The sequence below is a fragment of the Larkinella knui genome, assembly GCF_003858645.1.
Taxonomy (GTDB): domain Bacteria; phylum Bacteroidota; class Bacteroidia; order Cytophagales; family Spirosomataceae; genus Larkinella; species Larkinella knui.
Genome location: NZ_RQJP01000001.1, coordinates 1 through 16,942 on the forward strand (window position 1 = coordinate 1; position 16,942 = coordinate 16,942).

The window sequence follows — 16,942 nt, forward strand, 5'->3', positions numbered from 1 at the left end:
GGATGGTGGCAAGGGTGCGGGGGAACACCTCTTCCCATACCGAACAGAGCCGTTAAGCCCCGTTACGCCGATGGTACTGCCGTCACTGGTGGGAGAGTAGGTTGCCGCCACCACAGATTTAATAAGGGTCCTGTCTTCACAAGAGGCAGGACCTTTTTTGTGGGATGAGTAGCACAGGTAAACCTGGGAGTGGTCCAAATCCATTCGAAAAGTTGGGTTGGATGGTGAAGTTGATCCAATAGTAATTCATAAAGCCGCCAACGGCCTAAAAAGAATACCGGCGGTTATCGCCAGTATGAACGCCAAAACGATCCTCCCAATCCCGCAACCCCATTTAAGATCGAAGCTTCTGAACTGAGTTTAGAGGGGTAGGAAACGTCGAAGGCTGCCGCAAGTATATGCTTAGTTTAAATGGATCCCCACTACTAAATCGGTTAATCCTTGCTTCACTTTAGCAATTGGACCAACACATAATAATTGGGATCACTAGTCAACGTCGTTATACCGGACTTTTGCAACGTTTGCCATTGTGTAGTTGGCTTGAGATTTTGATCAGGCCCCGACTGGTTTAGGCAAACCCGCACGGGCATATCAAACCCTTCGACGCAGTTTGTCCAGCGGTATTGAATCTTGTTTTTAACCAATTTATACGCTAACGTTGGAATCCGCTTATCGCGAAGATATTGGTCAAATACCTTCTGGAGATTGATGCCTGCCTGTTGGCTGATGTAGGTCTCAATCTGGTTGCCATCAACGGTCTGGTGATAAAACGTTTCATTAAGCCCCCGAAGAATTCCCCGCCATTTGACATCATCCCCGATAATCTGCCGAATTGTATGCAAAAGATTTCCACCTTTGTAATACATATCGCCTGAACCTGAATGGTTTACATTGTAAGTTCCGACAATGGGCCGGTCATTGCGAATTAGCGCACGGGTACCCATTACGTAGGCAGCTCCGGCGGCTTTTCCATAATAATACTCGGTATACAGGTTCTCCGAATAATTGGTAAAACTTTCATGGACCCACATATCGGCAATATCCCGGTAGGTAATATTATTGGCAAACCACTCATGGCCGGATTCGTGGATAATGATAAAATCCCAGAGAAGTCCAAAACCCGTGCCGGATAAGTCTTTGCCCAGATAGCCATTTCGAAAGCGATTCCCATACGTCACCGAGCTTTGATGTTCCATGCCCAGATACGGTGTTTCGACGAGCTTATACCCATCCTCGTAAAAAGGATAGGGCCCAAACCAGTATTCAAATGCCTTTAACATGGGTTTGACTTGCTGGAATTGCCGACGAGCGGAATCCTCGTGTTCGGGTAATGCATAAAAGTCCAGCGTCAATCGTCCTTTTTCGCCTTGCAATGTATCGGCCCAGTGAATGTATTTACCGACGTTGACATTGACCCCGTAATTATTGATCGGATTATTCACAAACCAGTCAAAGGTATGGCTGCCATCCGTGTGTTCGGTTACCCGGCGCAGCCGTCCGTTCGAAACATCGGTTAAGTCCTTAGGTACTGTAATGCTAATAAGCATACTGTCGGGTTCGTCATACATGTGATCTTTACAGGGCCACCAGGCGCTGGCCCCTAGTCCCTGACAGGCGGTAGCGATAAACCACTGACCGGTTTTATCCCGTTTCCAGACAAAGCCGCCGTCCCAGGGCGCGCGTTTGGCAACCCGCGGTTTCCCGGAATAATAGACCACTACCGACTCCCGTTGTCCGGTTTTTTGTGCTTTTTGGAGGGTTACAAAATAAGCGTTTCCGTCCTGTCTGAACTCGAGTTGTTTTCCATCCTGAGTGATTTTCTCAACCTTGAGTGGGCGTTGTAAATCGACCTGTAACGTCTGACCGGGTTTCAAAACCCGGTATTGAATGGTCGTACTGCCACTGATTGCACTGTCGGCCGGATTGATCCTGACTTGCAAGTGGTAATAGGCTAAATCCCACCAGATTCGCTCGGGTGTAATGGAACCACGCAGGGTATCATCATGCGTAAACGCGAATTTCTGGGCCGACGCCGTCAGGGAAAGAAACAGGGCCGCCAGGAACCAGATCGATTTTGGAAGTGAATTGCTCATAAGACTTTTAGTTCCGTGTTCATGTAACAGATACGCCATCAGCGCGGCCCCGGTGGGCAGTGCTCCAGTAAATACCGGGTGTAGAGCGTATGGAGGTGTTGCGTAGTGCCTTCGCCTTCCGAAATGCTGTGCGTACGGTTTGGATACGGCATCATCTGAAACTGTTTATTGTACTTAATGAGTTCATTAATAAGGGCTTCTGCATTGGAGTAATGTACATTGTCGTCGCCCGTACCGTGAATGTAGAGCAGGTTACCCCGTAAATTTTTGGCATATGTAATGGGTGAACCAGCCACAAAATCCTCCCGGTTTTCCTGGGGCAAGCCCATATAGCGTTCCTGATAAATATTATCGTAGAATAGTTGATTCCCCACGGCGGCAATGGCAATACCGGTTTTATAGAGCTGGGGATACTGAAAAAGGAGTTGAAGGGTCGTCGCACCACCACCACTCCAGCCCCAAACCGCCACTCGGCCCGTATCCAGATAGGCACGTTGCTCGAATAGCTTTTTAGCCCCCATAGCCTGATCCCGGACGTTAATTCGTCCGATCTTCCGGTAAATTGCCTTGCGCCAGGCGGCACCCTTGAGCGTTGGCGTCCCCCGGTTGTCCAGAGCAACGTAACAATAACCGGCTTTGGCCATATCACCATCAAAAAGAGAATTGCTGCCCGCCGAAAATACGTCATTTGTTGTACTGCTGGCAGGTTCGCCATACACATAAAATACGATCGGGTATTTTTTGGTGCTGTCAAAATCAAGCGGTTTTCGAATCCAGCCATCCAGGGTTATTCCGTCAGACGTGGTGACGGTAAAAAACTCAACATGACGGGCTGTTGGGCTGTTGGATGCGGAGCGTGATGACGTTCGAACGACCTGATTATCGGACAATCGAATCCAGTTTGTCATCGGGGGAATCAGATGACTGTTGAACGTGTGCTGGGCATACTGACCTCCGGGAGCGATGTCATACGAATGGGTTCCGGTTTCATTGACCGGCGAAATCCGTTCCAGTTTTCCCTTTCCGTCCATCTTGGTCCGAAACAAATACCGTTGCGTTGGGTTGGTGGGGGAAGCTATGAAGTACAGATACCGGTTTGGCTCGTCAATGTAACTGATGTTGGCCATGTCGTATGAGCCGGGCGTGAGTAAAATTTCTTTTTTACCATCGCGACTTACCTGATAGATGTGCCGCCAGCCGTCTTTTTCGGAAACCCAAAGAAACGATTTGCCGCCTTCCAGCCACTCCCAGCCCGCAGGATTACCACGATTCCAGACTCCTTTGGTATCAATCCAGGTTTCGCTGGTTTCACGGTGAATGGGCACAGCGGACCCATTGGTGGGTTGGCACACAAACAAAATACTTTGATTTTGTTTCCGGTTTACCTGTTGGACAATCAACTCGTTGGTCGTAGGAAACCATTCCATGCGAGCGAGGTAGTGTTGCTGCGGATCGCCCGGTATGGCCAGCCAGCGCGTTGGCCCGCCCGTTGCCGGAACCACGCCGATTCGAACCGGCGACGGTGATTCGCCCACCTTCGGGTATTCGACCGGAATCACGCGGGAGTAGACGGAGTCGGTCGTGTTGAGCATCAGATAATCGCGGATGTTGCTGGCGTCGACCTGCCAATAGGCGATTTGCTTGCTGTCGGGACTCCACCGAAAACCGTCACGGCAATCGAACTCTTCTTCATACGCCCAGTCGAACGTGCCGTTGATGCGTTTGCGGGTGCCATCGGACGTAAGCGGGGTGGTTTTTCCGTTCGCAACCTCTTCCACAAACAGATTATTTTTGCTCACATAAGCTACCTTGGTTCCGTTGGGTGACAGCTTGGCGTAGAGCAGCGACTGGCTGGGCTGGGCTTTGCCAACCTGTCGCAAGTGACCGGTTTTCCGGTTAAGTAAAAAGTAGTCACCCCGGGTGTTGTATCGCCAGACCCGGGCGGTATTGGTAAAAATCAGGACCGTTGATGAATCACGACTAAAGTCAAAACCGGCTACATTCAGCGGTTTCGACGCGCCGGGTGGGGTAAGCTGCTCTTTAGAAATTACCGTTATTTCCTTTCCGGACAGGACTTCCGTCTGAAGGATGGACTCGTTCCCTGCCGTTAAATACGCCGTCCCGCCGGCCGTCCAGCGTATCCCCTGAAATTGCGCGAATGACACCGGTAAGCAGCCGGCAAGTAGAAGAAAGTTGAATAGTAAAATTCTGATAATGAGTCTCATATTTTAAAAAATCGCTTTGATGTATTGACCCGGTGTTAAACCGGTGATGAGTTTAAATTGGCGGTTAAAGTTTGACAAATTAGTGTATCCGCACGAAAAAGCAATCTGACTGATCGGCAGTTTCGATTCCTGCAACAACCGGCAGGCGTGTTCGATACGTACTTCATTGAGCAGTTGCGAAAACGTTTTGCGGGTGTGAAGCCGGAAAAACCGGCAAAATGCGCTGGGTGTCAAATGGGCCTGAGCAGCTACATCATCCAATGTGATGGGCGAGGCATAGTGGTTCAGAATAAACGTAAACACACTATCCAACCGCTGGTGATCGTCGGGTCGGCGGGGTTGCTCATAGGCGGTCATCGACAGCATTTCCCGCCGTGAATCGGAAGCCATACGATCTAAAACCGTCAGAAGCGTCATCAACTGCTCAAAAGGACGAAGCGTGTGCAGTTGCTCCATAAAAGAGGTGGTCGAAACCGGCTCATTGAACCGGATCCGCACCCCGTGCCGGGCTTCCTGAAATAGCTCCGTGAGATGCGTTAATTCGGGCATACCGAAAAAGGTTTCCTTCAGGTGTTCCGGACGCAGGTAAACGGAATAGGAAAGAGCCCGGTGCGTAGTAGCGGTGGTGAAATAATCGGGGTCATTTCGGAAAACATGCGGCAAATTGGCACCCAGTAGCAATAAATCGTAGGGCCGAAAACGGTCGATCCGGTCGCCGACAACCTGCGTACCCACACTTTCTTTGATCAAGGTCAACTGCAATTCCGGGTGAAAATGCAGCCGGTCATAAAAATGCGGGCCGTCGTCGACCTGCACCCGAAACGAGCGGTCATCAACCGTGGGGACTTTAAATAGCAGCGGTTTCATCGGGAAAACAACAATTCGGTCAGGTGATTGACCTTCCTACGGAAAAACAAAGTAGCACTAAGTAGCCGGATTAATACAGAATTAGTGAATAAATTTCCCAAACAGCAGAGAACTGGCAAAAATAGTATTAGAATTGATCAACCGGTATGAAGTGAACGATCCATTTAATTGCCAAATTTGTTCTGCCTGACGCCTTTTGACGTCCTGTATTCATTCAACTCCGATCAATTCCCGACTCTTATGGCTATTTCCGTACCCTGGAAAGGGGTTTATCCCGCCCTCCTCACGCCGTTTACGGCCGACGATGAACTCGATTTACCCCTCTTCGCTACCAATATTCAGGCCCAGCTTGAGGCCGGTGTTCATGGACTCATCATTGCCGGTTCTTTGGGCGAGGTCAGTACGCTGGCCGGGCCGGAGAAACTTTCGTTGCTGGAAAAGGCGCTGGAAACCACGAACGGGCGGGTTCCGGTGATTATGAATGTGGCCGAAGCCTCAACGCGTGAAGCCGTTCGGAGTGCCCGGGAGGCCGAAGCCAACGGGGCCGATGGCCTGATGCTGTTGCCACCGATGCGGTATTTTGCCGATTCCTACGAAACCGTTGCATTTTTCAAAACGATCGCGCAGGAAACGTCGCTGCCCATCATGATTTATAACAATCCGGTGGATTACAAAATCATGACGACCGTGGCGATGTTTGACGAACTGGCTACCTTGCCGAACATTCGGGCCGTGAAAGAATCGACCCGCGACCTGACCAACATCACCCGGATGCGGAATGCGTTTGGCGACCGGTTTAGTTTGCTGGGCGGAGTGGATACGCTGGCACTTGAAGCCCTGATTTCGGGGGCCGATGGCTGGGTGGCCGGGTTGGTCGATGCATTCCCGCTGGAAACGGTTGCGATTTATGAACTGGCAAAAGCCGGTCGAATTGACGAAGCACTGCGCATTTATCGCTGGTTTATGCCTTTGCTGGAATTGGATATTCAGCCGAAACTGGTGCAGTACATCAAGCTGGCCGCTGCGGCTACCGGTATTGGTTCGGAATACGTTCGGGCTCCGCGACTGACGCTCGTTGGCGAAGAACGGGCGCGGGTGCTGGGCATTATCGAAGCCGCGCTGGCAACCCGGCCGGTTCTGCAACTGGCCTGATCCATGAATTATAATTTTTTCTGTATCGACGCCCATACCTGCGGAAACCCCGTTCGGGTGGTGACGGGAGGCAGCATTCCGCACCTGACGGGTGCGACGATGAGCGAAAAACGCCAGCATTTTCTGCGTGACTACGACTGGCTTCGAAAAAGCCTGATGTTCGAACCACGCGGTCACGACATGATGTCGGGCAGCATTTTGTATCCGCCCAGCGACCCCGCCAATGATGTCGGCGTGTTGTTCATCGAAACCTCGGGTTGTTTGCCGATGTGCGGACACGGGACCATCGGCACCGTCACGGTTGCCATTGAGCAGGGCCTGGTGGTGCCCAAAACGCCGGGCGTGTTGAATCTGGAGGTGCCCGCCGGGTTGGTGCGGGCCGAATACCGCCAGGAAGGCCGGAAGGTGAAATCGGTTAAAATAACCAATGTCAAGTCGTATCTGGCGGCCGAAAACCTGACGGTCGAATGCCCGGATCTGGGGACTTTGACGGTCGATGTGGCCTATGGCGGTAATTTCTACGCCATTGTTGACACCCAGCCCAATTTTGCCGGGTTGCAGCACTTCAAAGCCGAACAACTCATTGCCTGGGCGCGGGTGATGCGCGAGCGGATGAATGAGCAGTATCAATTTGTTCATCCCGAAAACCCGACGATCAATGGCCTGAGCCACATTCTCTGGACGGGCACACCCCTGGCTGCGACGTCAACGGCCCGCAATGCGGTTTTTTACGGGGACAAGGCCATCGACCGGTCACCCTGCGGAACCGGCACCTCGGCCCGACTGGCGCAGTGGTACGCTAAAGGCTGGTTAAAACCGGGTCAGGACTTTGTCCACGAAAGCATTATCGGCTCTATTTTTACCGGACGAATCGAGCAGGAAACGGACTTGGCTGGCCAGACGGCCATTGTTCCGAGCATCGAAGGCTGGGCTATTATTCATGGCTTCAACCACATCATACTGGATGAAGACGATCCATACGTACACGGTTTTCAGGTCATATGAGGCACATTGGAATTATCGGCGGAGGAGTAATCGGGTTATGTTCAGCGTATTACCTGGATAAGGCCGGGTATAAAGTTACGGTTTTCGATCAAAATACGCTGACCGATGGCTGTTCGTTCGGCAATGCGGGAATGATTGTGCCCAGTCACATTATTCCGCTGGCGCAACCGGGCATGATGGCCAGGGGAATGCGGATGTTGCTGCGTTCGACCAGCCCGTTTTACATCAAACCACGCCTGAGTGCCGATCTGCTCCGCTGGGGCTGGCTGTTCTACCGGCATTCGACGCCCGAACACGTTGAACGGTCGATTCCGGCCCTGCGCGACCTGAGTTTACTCAGCAAAAAACAGTACCAGGAACTCGCGCAATCCGGCGATTTGTCGTTTGGCTGGGAGGAACTCGGGTTACTGATGCTGTACAAAACCGCTTCGGCCGAACACGAAATGGCGGAAGAAGCGGAGGTGGCCAACCGGGCCGGAATTGAAGCGCAGCAGTTGTCGGGGGTGCAGGTTCAGGATCTGGAGCCGACGGTTCGTGTGATGGTTCGCGGGGCGGTTTATTACCCCGGCGACGCGCATCTGAATCCCGGCCAGTTCGTTCGCTCGTTGGTGGCTTATCTGAAAAAACGGGGTGTTACGCTCCTGGAACGACAAAACGTTATCGATTTTGGACGGACTACTTCCCGAATCACGTCCGTCCGAACCCTTTCAGGAGACCATTCCATCGATGAAGTCGTGATTGCTGCGGGCGCCTGGTCACCGTCGTTGACTCGCTTACTCGGTTTTTCGTTGCCGTTGCAGGGGGGCAAGGGATACAGTTTTACGCTACGGAATCAACGTCCGTCGGTCCGTGTTCCCGCCATTATGCTGGAAGCCCGCGCAACGGTAACGCCGATGGGGCCGGATCTGCGGTTTGCCGGTACGCTGGAAGTGGCCGGAACGGATTTATCGGTCAACATGAACCGGGTGCGGGGAATTGTCAATTCCATTCAGAAGTACTACCCGGATCTGCCGGCCGAAATGCCCGAAATTTCAAAAGTCTGGAGTGGCTTGCGGCCCTGTTCGCCCGACGGTTTGCCGTATATCGGCCGGGTTTCGGGCTTTGAAAACCTGACGCTGGCCACCGGACACGGTATGATGGGCGTAAGTTTGGGTCCGGCTTCCGGTAAACTCGTGGCTGATGTCGTGCATAATCAGGTTCCCGCCCTGGACTTAAATCCATTTGATCCGGACCGGTTCCGATGAAAGGAGCGTGTTTTGCTAAGAAATTGCAGAAAAGTGAACAAAAACAGCTTGATTTTGAATAAAAAAGCCAGAATTGTATACTTTTATTCTTTATAACCGTTTACTAGCATGTAGTTACAGATAAATACTAAAAATATTTATCGTCCACTTTCTGATTCTACTTGATGTATTTGAAAGAAACGCTCTACTTTTGTGTAGTTATTGACCATAACTATCCCATGCCATGAAAATCAGCCCGCCACAAGTTGGCCGATACTATTACGTCGGAAATGAGCCGACTTTGTTTACCGAAAAACTGTTGCAGGAAATCCTGCCGCATCACCGTCCGCAGCCCATTCGGTTAACCAAACAATGGTTGCTGTCCTTCGGCTTTCGGCCGGATGCGGCCCGCCACTTCTGGTATTTTCAGGATTTGAAATTAGTACCGGGCCTCAACTGCTGGCTGTGTGTAAGCAGCCGCCGGTATTTGTATTACGTGCACGAACTTCAGGAATGTTTTGCTGATATTTACCAAACCGAATTGCCACTCGAAATTCAGTCCTAATCTGTCAGGAATACCCTGGCCCCTTCATTTTTGTATTCTTTTCTACCAAGTTGTTTTTAATTAAATAAATCCTGAACTGCTGTATTAAAATTAGCACGATATTTGTGCTAATATTTGTCTGATAATTGCCTCCCATTTATTCATTACCCACTTTTTTTTCAGTACCCGATTGGGGAACTTAAGAGTCCCGTTTTTAACGTGCAAATGGTGTGGCCGTAGTAAAAAGGTTGGGTTTTTACCGAGTAAACGCGTTAAGTTGCCCGGTAAATCTTCATTCAGCCATTTTCTATCCTACTCCCGGGAAACAAAACCTGGCCAATTCTACCCAGTTGGAATGTATTTTTTATTTCTTTATAAAAAAATTACCATTTTGCGTCCTTTAGTACATTATTTGTAGGGGAAATTACTTAGTGAAGATTATAAACTTCCCTATACCCACCTAACTTCTACAATCACACTCAAATGAAACTGAATCAATCTGTTTTTAAAGACCAGGCCTGGAATTATATTTCGGAAACGCCGGGTTTTTTGGCTGATAATGCCCAATTGGTATTAGCATTTGGTGAACGGTTTTTATTGGAAAAATTAAATTTGTACGAACAACTCAGAGCGCGGTATCCAACTGCCGATATCGTCATCAATTCGACATCAGGCGAAATTTACCTCGATAAAGTTCATGACGATTCCGTTATCGTAACCGCTATTGAATTTGAGAAAACCGGCATTCGTACCGTACAGATCGACATTAGTAAACACACGGAAAGTTTTAAGGCGGGCGAGAAAATTGCTCAGGAACTGGATGCTCCGGATTTATCGGCCCTGTTTTTAATTTCTGATGGCAGCTGGGTCAATGGGAGTGAGCTGACTGAAGCCCTCAACCAGCTTTTAAAACGCCACATTCCTATTTCCGGTGGACTGGCCGGTGATGCGGCCCGTTTTGAGCGGACGCTGGTCGGTCTCAACCAGCCTCCCGCAGCGGGAAAAATCGTCGGTATCGGTTTTTACGGCACTGAATTGAAAATTGGCCACGGTTCGATGGGAGGCTGGGATGTTTTTGGGCCGGAGCGTGAGGTCACCAAAGCTACCTATAATGTTCTGTATCAGATTGATGGCAAACATGCGCTGGATTTGTACAAGGAATATTTAGGGAAATACGCGGAAAGCTTGCCCGCTGCCGCCCTGCTTTTTCCGTTGTCGATCCGGGCAACCACCGAGTCGGAACCTTTGGTCCGGACGATTCTGTCAATCGACGAAGAGGCCAAAAGCATGACTTTTGCCGGTGAAATGCCGGAGAAAGCCCTGGTTCGATTTATGACGGCCAATTTTGACCGGCTCATCGATGCTTCCGCAGTGGCGGCCAATACGTCCATGAACCAGCTGAATTTTGCGCCCGAACTCGCCATCCTGATTAGTTGCGTTGGCCGAAAATTGGTGTTGGGGCAGCGAACCGATGAAGAAGTTGAAGCGGCCCGGGAAGTATTCGGAACGGATGCGGTACTGACGGGTTTTTATTCATACGGCGAAATCTCCCCCTTGCAGTCGAATGCCCGCTGCGAACTCCACAACCAAACAATGACCGTAACGGTATTTTCAGAAAACTGAATCCATGGAATTAAACACCCTCCATAAATTACTGGCCCGCCAGGTTAACAAACACCTTACGGAAGAGTGTCTGCAACATGAGCGTTTTCAGCAATTTGTAAAAGCAGTCAATGAATCCTACCACAACTTTGATCGGGATAAGGAATTGTTTGAGCATTCTTCGCATCTCAATGAGCGGGAATATGCGACGATCAACCAAAAACTGAAAGAAGAAATCAGCCAGCGCCGGCAGTCGGAAGAAAAACTGATGGAAGCCATCAAGTCAATGGAAATTCCGGAAGGCGATGAAATGCCGGAGTTTGGCCCTGAAAATCTGGTTTCGCTGGTCGATTTTCTTCAAAAGCAGATTGAGCATCGCAAACAAATTGAAGTGGAACTGCGATCGGCAAAAGAAATTGCGGAGAATGCCACCCTGGCAAAATCGGATTTTCTGTCGATGATGAGCCATGAAATCAGAACGCCACTGAACGGTATTGTCGGTATGACGTATCTGATGAGCCAGGAGGAAGTGCCGCCAGCACTGGCCGAGAACCTGAAAACGCTGCAATTTTCGATTGAACACCTGCAAGCCCTGATCAATGACATTCTGGACTTTAGTAAAATAGAGGCCGGGAAAGTGGAGTTGGAAGAAACCAACTTTGACTTTAAACACCTGGTATCCAATATAAAACGGGCGCATCAGTTTAAAGCTGAAGAGAATGGTACCCGGATTAAACTGATGGTGGACGACGACATTCCCGACTCGCTTGTGGGCGATTCGCTGCGGATTGGGCAGGTGTTGTCTAATCTGGTCTCGAATGCCATTAAATTTACCAAAAAAGGGACGATCACCATCGAACTGTCGCTGCTTCAGAAAGACGATGAAGTGGCGTCCATTTATGTTTCGGTGCAGGATACCGGAATCGGTATTGCATCCGAGAAGCAGCAAGCCATTTTTGATATGTTTACCCAGGCCAATTCGGCCACAACCCGGCAGTTTGGCGGAACCGGACTTGGTCTGGTGATTACCAAACGACTCCTGGAATTGCATGACAGCAAAATTGAGGTGGAAAGTGAGGAAGGAAAAGGGGCTAAGTTTTATTTTACCCTCGACTTACGCATCAGTTCTGCCGTTAAGCAGTCTTTTGCGATTCCCGACGCCATCAACGACCATACGCTGAAAGGCGTGCGAATTTTGCTCGTGGAAGATTATCCGGTGAATGTAAAAGTAGCCCTGAAATTTCTGAGCCGGTGGGGCGTGGTGGTGGATGTCGCGGAGAATGGGCTGGTTGGGGTTGAAAAATTTCTGGCGGGTTCCTACGACCTCATCCTGATGGATCTTCAGATGCCCGTGATGGACGGGTATACGTCGACGCAGCAGATTAGAGAAACCGATCCTAAAATCCCGGTTATTGCCCTGACCGCTTCGGCAACCTACAGCAACCGCGACCGGGCCATTAGTGCCGGGATCAACGATTACGTGACGAAACCGTTCAATCCCAACGACCTTTTTCAGAAAATTGCCAAATACTGCCATCGTCTCAATTGAGCCGTTTCCGTAAAACCGGATCTGTACCCATCGTAACCTGTAAGATTATAGCGTAACATGCCACATTCCCCTGACCACTTAACGGAGCAACTGGATCGTGATCGGCTGTTGCAATTGTACGAAGACGATACCGATATGCTGATCACCTCAATTGAGACATTTCTGGAGGAAGTGCTTCCCACTTTTCAGGAATTGGAACGTCTCATTGAGTCGCAGGATTGGACGGCGGTAACCGGCCGGACTCACCAGCTCAGACCCTGGCTCGGCATGGTCGGTTTAACCAGGTTAGAAAGCAAACTGTGCGAAATTGAAGAACTGGCAAAAAAAGACCCAAATCATACTACGGTCATGAATTCATATCATAACTTCAATACAGATCTGGCCAGAATGGTACCGGTATTGAAATCCGAACTGCACGAATTGACGAAATAACGAGGCCGTAAAAGGAATGGATTTTGTACGATTAATTTTGCCCCTCAGCTGCGAATAATCAGATTGAGTACCTATTAAATACAGATTAAATAAAAATGTTCATTTAGCAATAGCTGTTATTTTTTGCCTATCCCGCCATATTTATCAGACAAAATTTAATAACTATCTATTTTGTAGTATGATTTTTGTTACTCCTTCGTATTGTTAGTAAGTGGTGATGCTAGCGGCCACTGAAATGAGTTAATTTGTTAAATTTGAATAACTACCTGTTGCAAACTTAACCGTAGTTTGTAAATACGATTACTGTATACTTTATGGAAAACCATTACCATGTTCTTGTAGTAGAAGATGATACGTACATTCGCAAAGTTCTGCGCCATACGTTAAAAGCCGATTTTGACGTCACGACGCTGAATAATGGGATTGAAGCGATGGACTGGTTGGAAGCGGGGAATCCAGTCGACATTATCATTACCGACTTACAGATGCCCTATCTGAGCGGCCAGGACTTGATACGGACCATTCGGGCGAGTTCATTACTGCGCCAGGTTCCCATTATTGTTCTGTCGACTTTTACCGACAGTGCCACCAAAATTGCCTGTCTGGAGCAGGGGGCTGACGACTACATGATCAAGCCTTTTAATCCGCTGGAGGTGAAAGCCAAGATTAATGCAATCCTGCGCCGAACCGATAAAAGTACCGCGCAACCAACACCCTCGCCCGGAAACAGACCGGCTTTCTGATTTCTTTTTAGCTCTCAATTCGTATGCTGACGGTATTAGCGAACGGAACAACTTTTCGGGTTTTATACGTTGAAGATGACCCACAGATGGCCGCGGATTTTAGCCGGGCGTTTGGCGAAACCGCATCGATTACGGTGGTAACCAGTCTGGAACAAGCTCTTTTTTGTTTAGATGCCGAGCCGACTATCGATCTGGTGGTTTTTAACGACCGACTGAACAGCACATCTTTTCTGAACGCCATTCGATCCAATCCGCCTTCGGCCAAACTGTCGACCATTCTGCTGACGAACGATGCCACCATCGACCTGACTGCCGAACCGTTCCGGGGGCGCGTGATCGATGTCTATCAGTATGGGTATTCCGAGGAGGCTTTTCAAACCCGCCTATCGTACCTGGTTCGGAAGAAGCAGTATGCTGAAAGTGGAGGAAATGCCCACACCAAACCCGCTCCGGTGCGCATGCCGATCGGCAAGCGGATCTTTGACATAGTGCTTTCGTTTCTGCTCCTGCTGATGATTTCGCCCCTTCTGTTGGTGGTCGCAATTTTGGTTAAACTCGATTCAAAGGGGCCGATTTTTTACGGATCGAAGCGGGTCGGTATGGGGTATAAAGTGTTCAATATGTATAAGTTCCGAACCATGCGGACGGATGCCGACCAAATGCTGGCCAGCATGGCGTCGAAGAACATGTACAATGTGAACAAAGTGGAAGAGCCGGCCGATCAGCTCTGCGAAAGCTGCCAACTGGCCGGTACGGGTTGCCAGCAGCCACTTTTTCTGGACGATAAGCAGGTCTGCGAAAAAGTGCATTTCCGCGCCGAGAAAGCCAAAGCCATGTTCTCGAAGTTCAAGGAGGATCCCCGCGTGACGCGGCTCGGAAAAGTCCTGCGCAATACCAGCATCGATGAATTGCCGCAGTTTTATAACATTCTGCGGGGGGATATGTCGTTTGTCGGCAACCGCCCGCTGCCGCCCTACGAAGCTGAGAAGCTGACGGCTGCGGGATACGCCCGCCGGTTTGCGGCTCCGGCTGGCCTGACGGGGCTCTGGCAGGTGACCAAGCGGGGCGGAGCGGCCGTATCGGATCAGGAACGCATTCAGCTCGATGTGCTGTACGCCAAAAAGTATTCGTTCAAAACGGATTTGATGATTGTGATACGAACTCTTAAGGCGGTATGGCAAAAGGAGAACGTGTAGCCGACAGCGTACCGCTGATTTCGCTGATTACGATCAATTATAACCAGGCCATTGTGACCTGCGAAATGCTGGAGTCGACCCGGCGGTTGAAATACCCCCGCTTTGAAATCATTGTGGTCGATAACGCATCCGTCGAAGACCCAACCGAGCGCATCAATCAGGGAAATTATCCGAATGTAAAGGTGGTTGTCAGTCCGGAGAACCTGGGGTTTTCGGGGGGCAACAACCTCGGTATCCGGCACGCGAAAGGGGATTATTTCTTTTTTCTGAACAACGATACGGAGGTGACGCCGGATCTTCTCGATCAGTTGCTGGCCCCTTTCAAAACCAATTCGAAAATAGGGATTACCTGCCCCAAAATCCGGTTTTACGACCATCCGACCATCATTCAGTACGCCGGTTATTATCCCTTAAACCGCTATACCGGTCGGACCTGGTCGATTGGACTGGGAGAAACAGATCGCGGGCAACACGACCAGTCCGGTCCAACGGCTTTTGCCCACGGCGCGGCCATGATGGTCAGTCGCCGGGCGGTTGAGGAGGGGGGCGCCATGGACGAATCGTTTTTTCTGTATTACGAAGAACTGGACTGGTCGATGCAGATTCAGCGGGCCGGTTTTCAGATCTACTACCAGGCCTCGGCTTTGATTTACCACAAGGAATCGATCAGCGTCGGAAAAACCAATCCGCTCAAAGTCTATTACCACACCCGAAACCGGCTGCTGTTCATGCGAAGAAATGTGAGCGGTTTTCCGCTGTATTTCTTCATCCTCTATTATTTCTGTTTTGCCCTCACCAAAGCGGCTTTTCTCTACGCCCTCAAACGGCAGAAAGAGTATCTCATCGCGCTGAAAAACGCTATTCTCTGGCATTTTAGAAATAAAATTCGCCGGCCGAAAAAAGAAGCACTTCCGCAGGTAGTTGCGGTCTCTTAACGAATAAGGTATGGAAATTTTACTGGCAGTTTGCGTAGGACTGGTTGTCTATACGTACTTTGGATACGGTATTCTGGTATGGCTTTTGGTAAAAATTCGCGGGCGTCGACCGGCGCTGAAAACCGATGCCGATTTTGCGCCCGATGTCACCTTGATCGTGCCGGCCTACAATGAACTTTCGTGTTTGCCCGACAAAGTCGCCAACTCGTTTGCCCAGCTTTATCCCGTCGACAAACTTCATTTTCTGTTTGTTACGGAAGGTTCAAACGATGGCTCGGCGGATTTCCTACGCTCGGAATACGGCAGTAAAGTGGCCCTTATGGAAGGCACCGAACGCCGGGGCAAAGTGGCCGCCATGAACCGGGCCATGTTGCAGGTGAAGACGCCACTGGCCATTTTTACGGATGCCAATACCATTCTGAACCACCAGGCCGTGCAGAATCTCGTCCGTCATTTCCGTGATCCACAGGTGGGCGCGGTGGCGGGTGAAAAGCGCATTCTGACCGGCGACAGCGAGTCGGCAGCCGGTTCGGGAGAAGGACTTTACTGGAAATACGAGTCTTTCCTCAAACGGCTCGACTCGGATTTGCACACCATTGTGGGCGCAGCCGGCGAGTTATTTGCGGTTCGGACCGAGTTGTATGAGCCGGTGGAGACGGACACGATTCTGGACGATTTCATCATTTCGCTGCGCATTGCCGGGCGAGGATTTCGGGTGGCCTATGAGCCGGATGCGTACGCGATGGAACGCCCGTCGTTTTCGATTGTGGATGAACAGAAACGGAAAATCCGGATTGCCGCCGGCGGTTTTCAGTCGATTGTCCGCTTAACCTATTTGCTGAACATCTTCCGGTATGGCTGGCTAACGTTCGAATACGTTTCGCACCGGGCGATGCGGTGGGCGGTGGCCCCCCTGTGTCTGCCGTTGATTTTTCTTGCCAATGGCTGGCTGGCGGCTCGGGAACGGCTGGCGTCGTCGGCAGAGGGCTATGGCTGGACGGTTTTATTTATTCTTCAAGGTCTTTTCTACGGAGCGGCCTGGGTTGGTTACCGGCTGGAAAAAAAGAATTTACGCTGGAAACTCCTCTTTGTGCCGTTTTACTTTACGTTTATGAACGTCTGTGCGCTGGCCGGTCTGGTTCGGTATTGGAAAGGGAATCAGTCGGGCACTTGGGAGAAAGTTCGCCGGGCGGGTGAAGTAGAGCTTAAAGTTCGTAGCTGACCGATTGCCTTCTCGCTATCTGTCAACTAAAAATGATTCTGCTGTCTACGGTGGAATCATTTTTAGTTAGTAGCGGTTAGCAGGCCAGACTTCTCACCACCGGCACGGATGGATTGCTGGCCCGATCATGAAATAAAACCGGATGAAAATGCCA

The 16,942-nt window shown here is 50.3% G+C and carries 14 protein-coding genes and 1 rRNA gene; 12 read left to right on the forward strand and 3 right to left on the reverse strand.

Going from position 1 to position 16,942, the window contains the following annotated elements; genetic code table 11:
- The first annotated feature begins 1 nt into the window (after position 1).
- Positions 2-113, forward strand: a 5S ribosomal RNA gene (gene rrf / locus EHT87_RS00005).
- A 333-nt stretch (positions 114-446) separates the two neighbouring features.
- Here rrf and EHT87_RS00010 read toward each other — a convergent pair.
- The 3 genes from EHT87_RS00010 to EHT87_RS00020 are packed head-to-tail and all read right to left on the reverse strand — an operon-like array spanning position 447 to position 5,185.
- Positions 447-2,093: a M1 family metallopeptidase gene (locus EHT87_RS00010; protein WP_124902605.1), complete on the reverse strand. Its 1,647-nt coding sequence runs from the start codon at positions 2,091-2,093 to the stop codon at positions 447-449.
- Positions 2,094-2,131: 38 nt separating this feature from the next.
- Positions 2,132-4,318 carry a S9 family peptidase gene (locus EHT87_RS00015; RefSeq protein ID WP_124902607.1) on the reverse strand — a complete coding sequence of 729 codons (2,187 nt, stop codon included), beginning with the start codon at positions 4,316-4,318 and terminating at the stop codon, positions 2,132-2,134.
- A gap of 3 nt (positions 4,319-4,321) precedes the next feature.
- Positions 4,322-5,185, reverse strand: a complete 864-nt coding sequence (locus tag EHT87_RS00020) for an AraC family transcriptional regulator (RefSeq protein WP_124902609.1) — start codon at positions 5,183-5,185, stop codon at positions 4,322-4,324.
- Between the two features lie 240 nt (positions 5,186-5,425).
- Here EHT87_RS00020 and EHT87_RS00025 point away from each other — a divergent pair, with 240 nt between their 5' ends.
- From EHT87_RS00025 to EHT87_RS00075, 11 genes are all read left to right on the forward strand, one after another.
- A complete protein-coding gene (locus EHT87_RS00025) occupies positions 5,426-6,337 on the forward strand; it encodes a dihydrodipicolinate synthase family protein (protein WP_124902611.1) in 912 nt (303 codons plus the stop codon).
- 3 nt (positions 6,338-6,340) lie between these two features.
- On the forward strand, positions 6,341-7,342 hold the full coding sequence (locus EHT87_RS00030) for a 4-hydroxyproline epimerase (RefSeq protein ID WP_124902613.1): 1,002 nt from the start codon (positions 6,341-6,343) through the stop codon (positions 7,340-7,342).
- Positions 7,339-8,586 carry an NAD(P)/FAD-dependent oxidoreductase gene (locus tag EHT87_RS00035; protein WP_124902615.1) on the forward strand — a complete coding sequence of 416 codons (1,248 nt, stop codon included), beginning with the start codon at positions 7,339-7,341 and terminating at the stop codon, positions 8,584-8,586. The genes EHT87_RS00030 and EHT87_RS00035 overlap by 4 nt, the downstream gene beginning before the upstream one ends.
- A 223-nt stretch (positions 8,587-8,809) precedes the next feature.
- On the forward strand, positions 8,810-9,130 hold the full coding sequence (locus tag EHT87_RS00040) for a hypothetical protein (RefSeq protein ID WP_124902617.1): 321 nt from the start codon (positions 8,810-8,812) through the stop codon (positions 9,128-9,130).
- 462 nt (positions 9,131-9,592) lie between these two features.
- Positions 9,593-10,732, forward strand: a complete 1,140-nt coding sequence (locus tag EHT87_RS00045; protein ID WP_124902619.1) for an FIST signal transduction protein — start codon at positions 9,593-9,595, stop codon at positions 10,730-10,732.
- Between the two features lie 4 nt (positions 10,733-10,736).
- Complete coding sequence (locus tag EHT87_RS00050; protein WP_124902621.1) at positions 10,737-12,260, forward strand: ATP-binding protein; 1,524 nt, start codon at positions 10,737-10,739, stop codon at positions 12,258-12,260.
- 57 nt (positions 12,261-12,317) lie between these two features.
- Positions 12,318-12,692, forward strand: coding sequence for an Hpt domain-containing protein (locus tag EHT87_RS00055; RefSeq protein ID WP_124902623.1), 375 nt, complete (start codon positions 12,318-12,320; stop codon positions 12,690-12,692).
- Positions 12,693-13,006: 314 nt separating this feature from the next.
- Positions 13,007-13,435, forward strand: a complete 429-nt coding sequence (locus EHT87_RS00060; protein ID WP_124902625.1) for a response regulator transcription factor — start codon at positions 13,007-13,009, stop codon at positions 13,433-13,435.
- 23 nt (positions 13,436-13,458) lie between these two features.
- Positions 13,459-14,631, forward strand: a complete 1,173-nt coding sequence (locus tag EHT87_RS00065; RefSeq protein ID WP_124902627.1) for a sugar transferase — start codon at positions 13,459-13,461, stop codon at positions 14,629-14,631.
- On the forward strand, positions 14,610-15,566 hold the full coding sequence (locus tag EHT87_RS00070) for a glycosyltransferase family 2 protein (RefSeq protein WP_124902629.1): 957 nt from the start codon (positions 14,610-14,612) through the stop codon (positions 15,564-15,566). Before EHT87_RS00065 ends, EHT87_RS00070 begins: the two co-directional genes overlap by 22 nt.
- A 10-nt stretch (positions 15,567-15,576) precedes the next feature.
- Positions 15,577-16,788 (forward strand): glycosyltransferase family 2 protein, encoded by a 1,212-nt coding sequence (locus EHT87_RS00075; protein WP_124902631.1) that lies wholly within the window; start codon positions 15,577-15,579, stop codon positions 16,786-16,788.
- Positions 16,789-16,942: the final 154 nt, after the last annotated feature.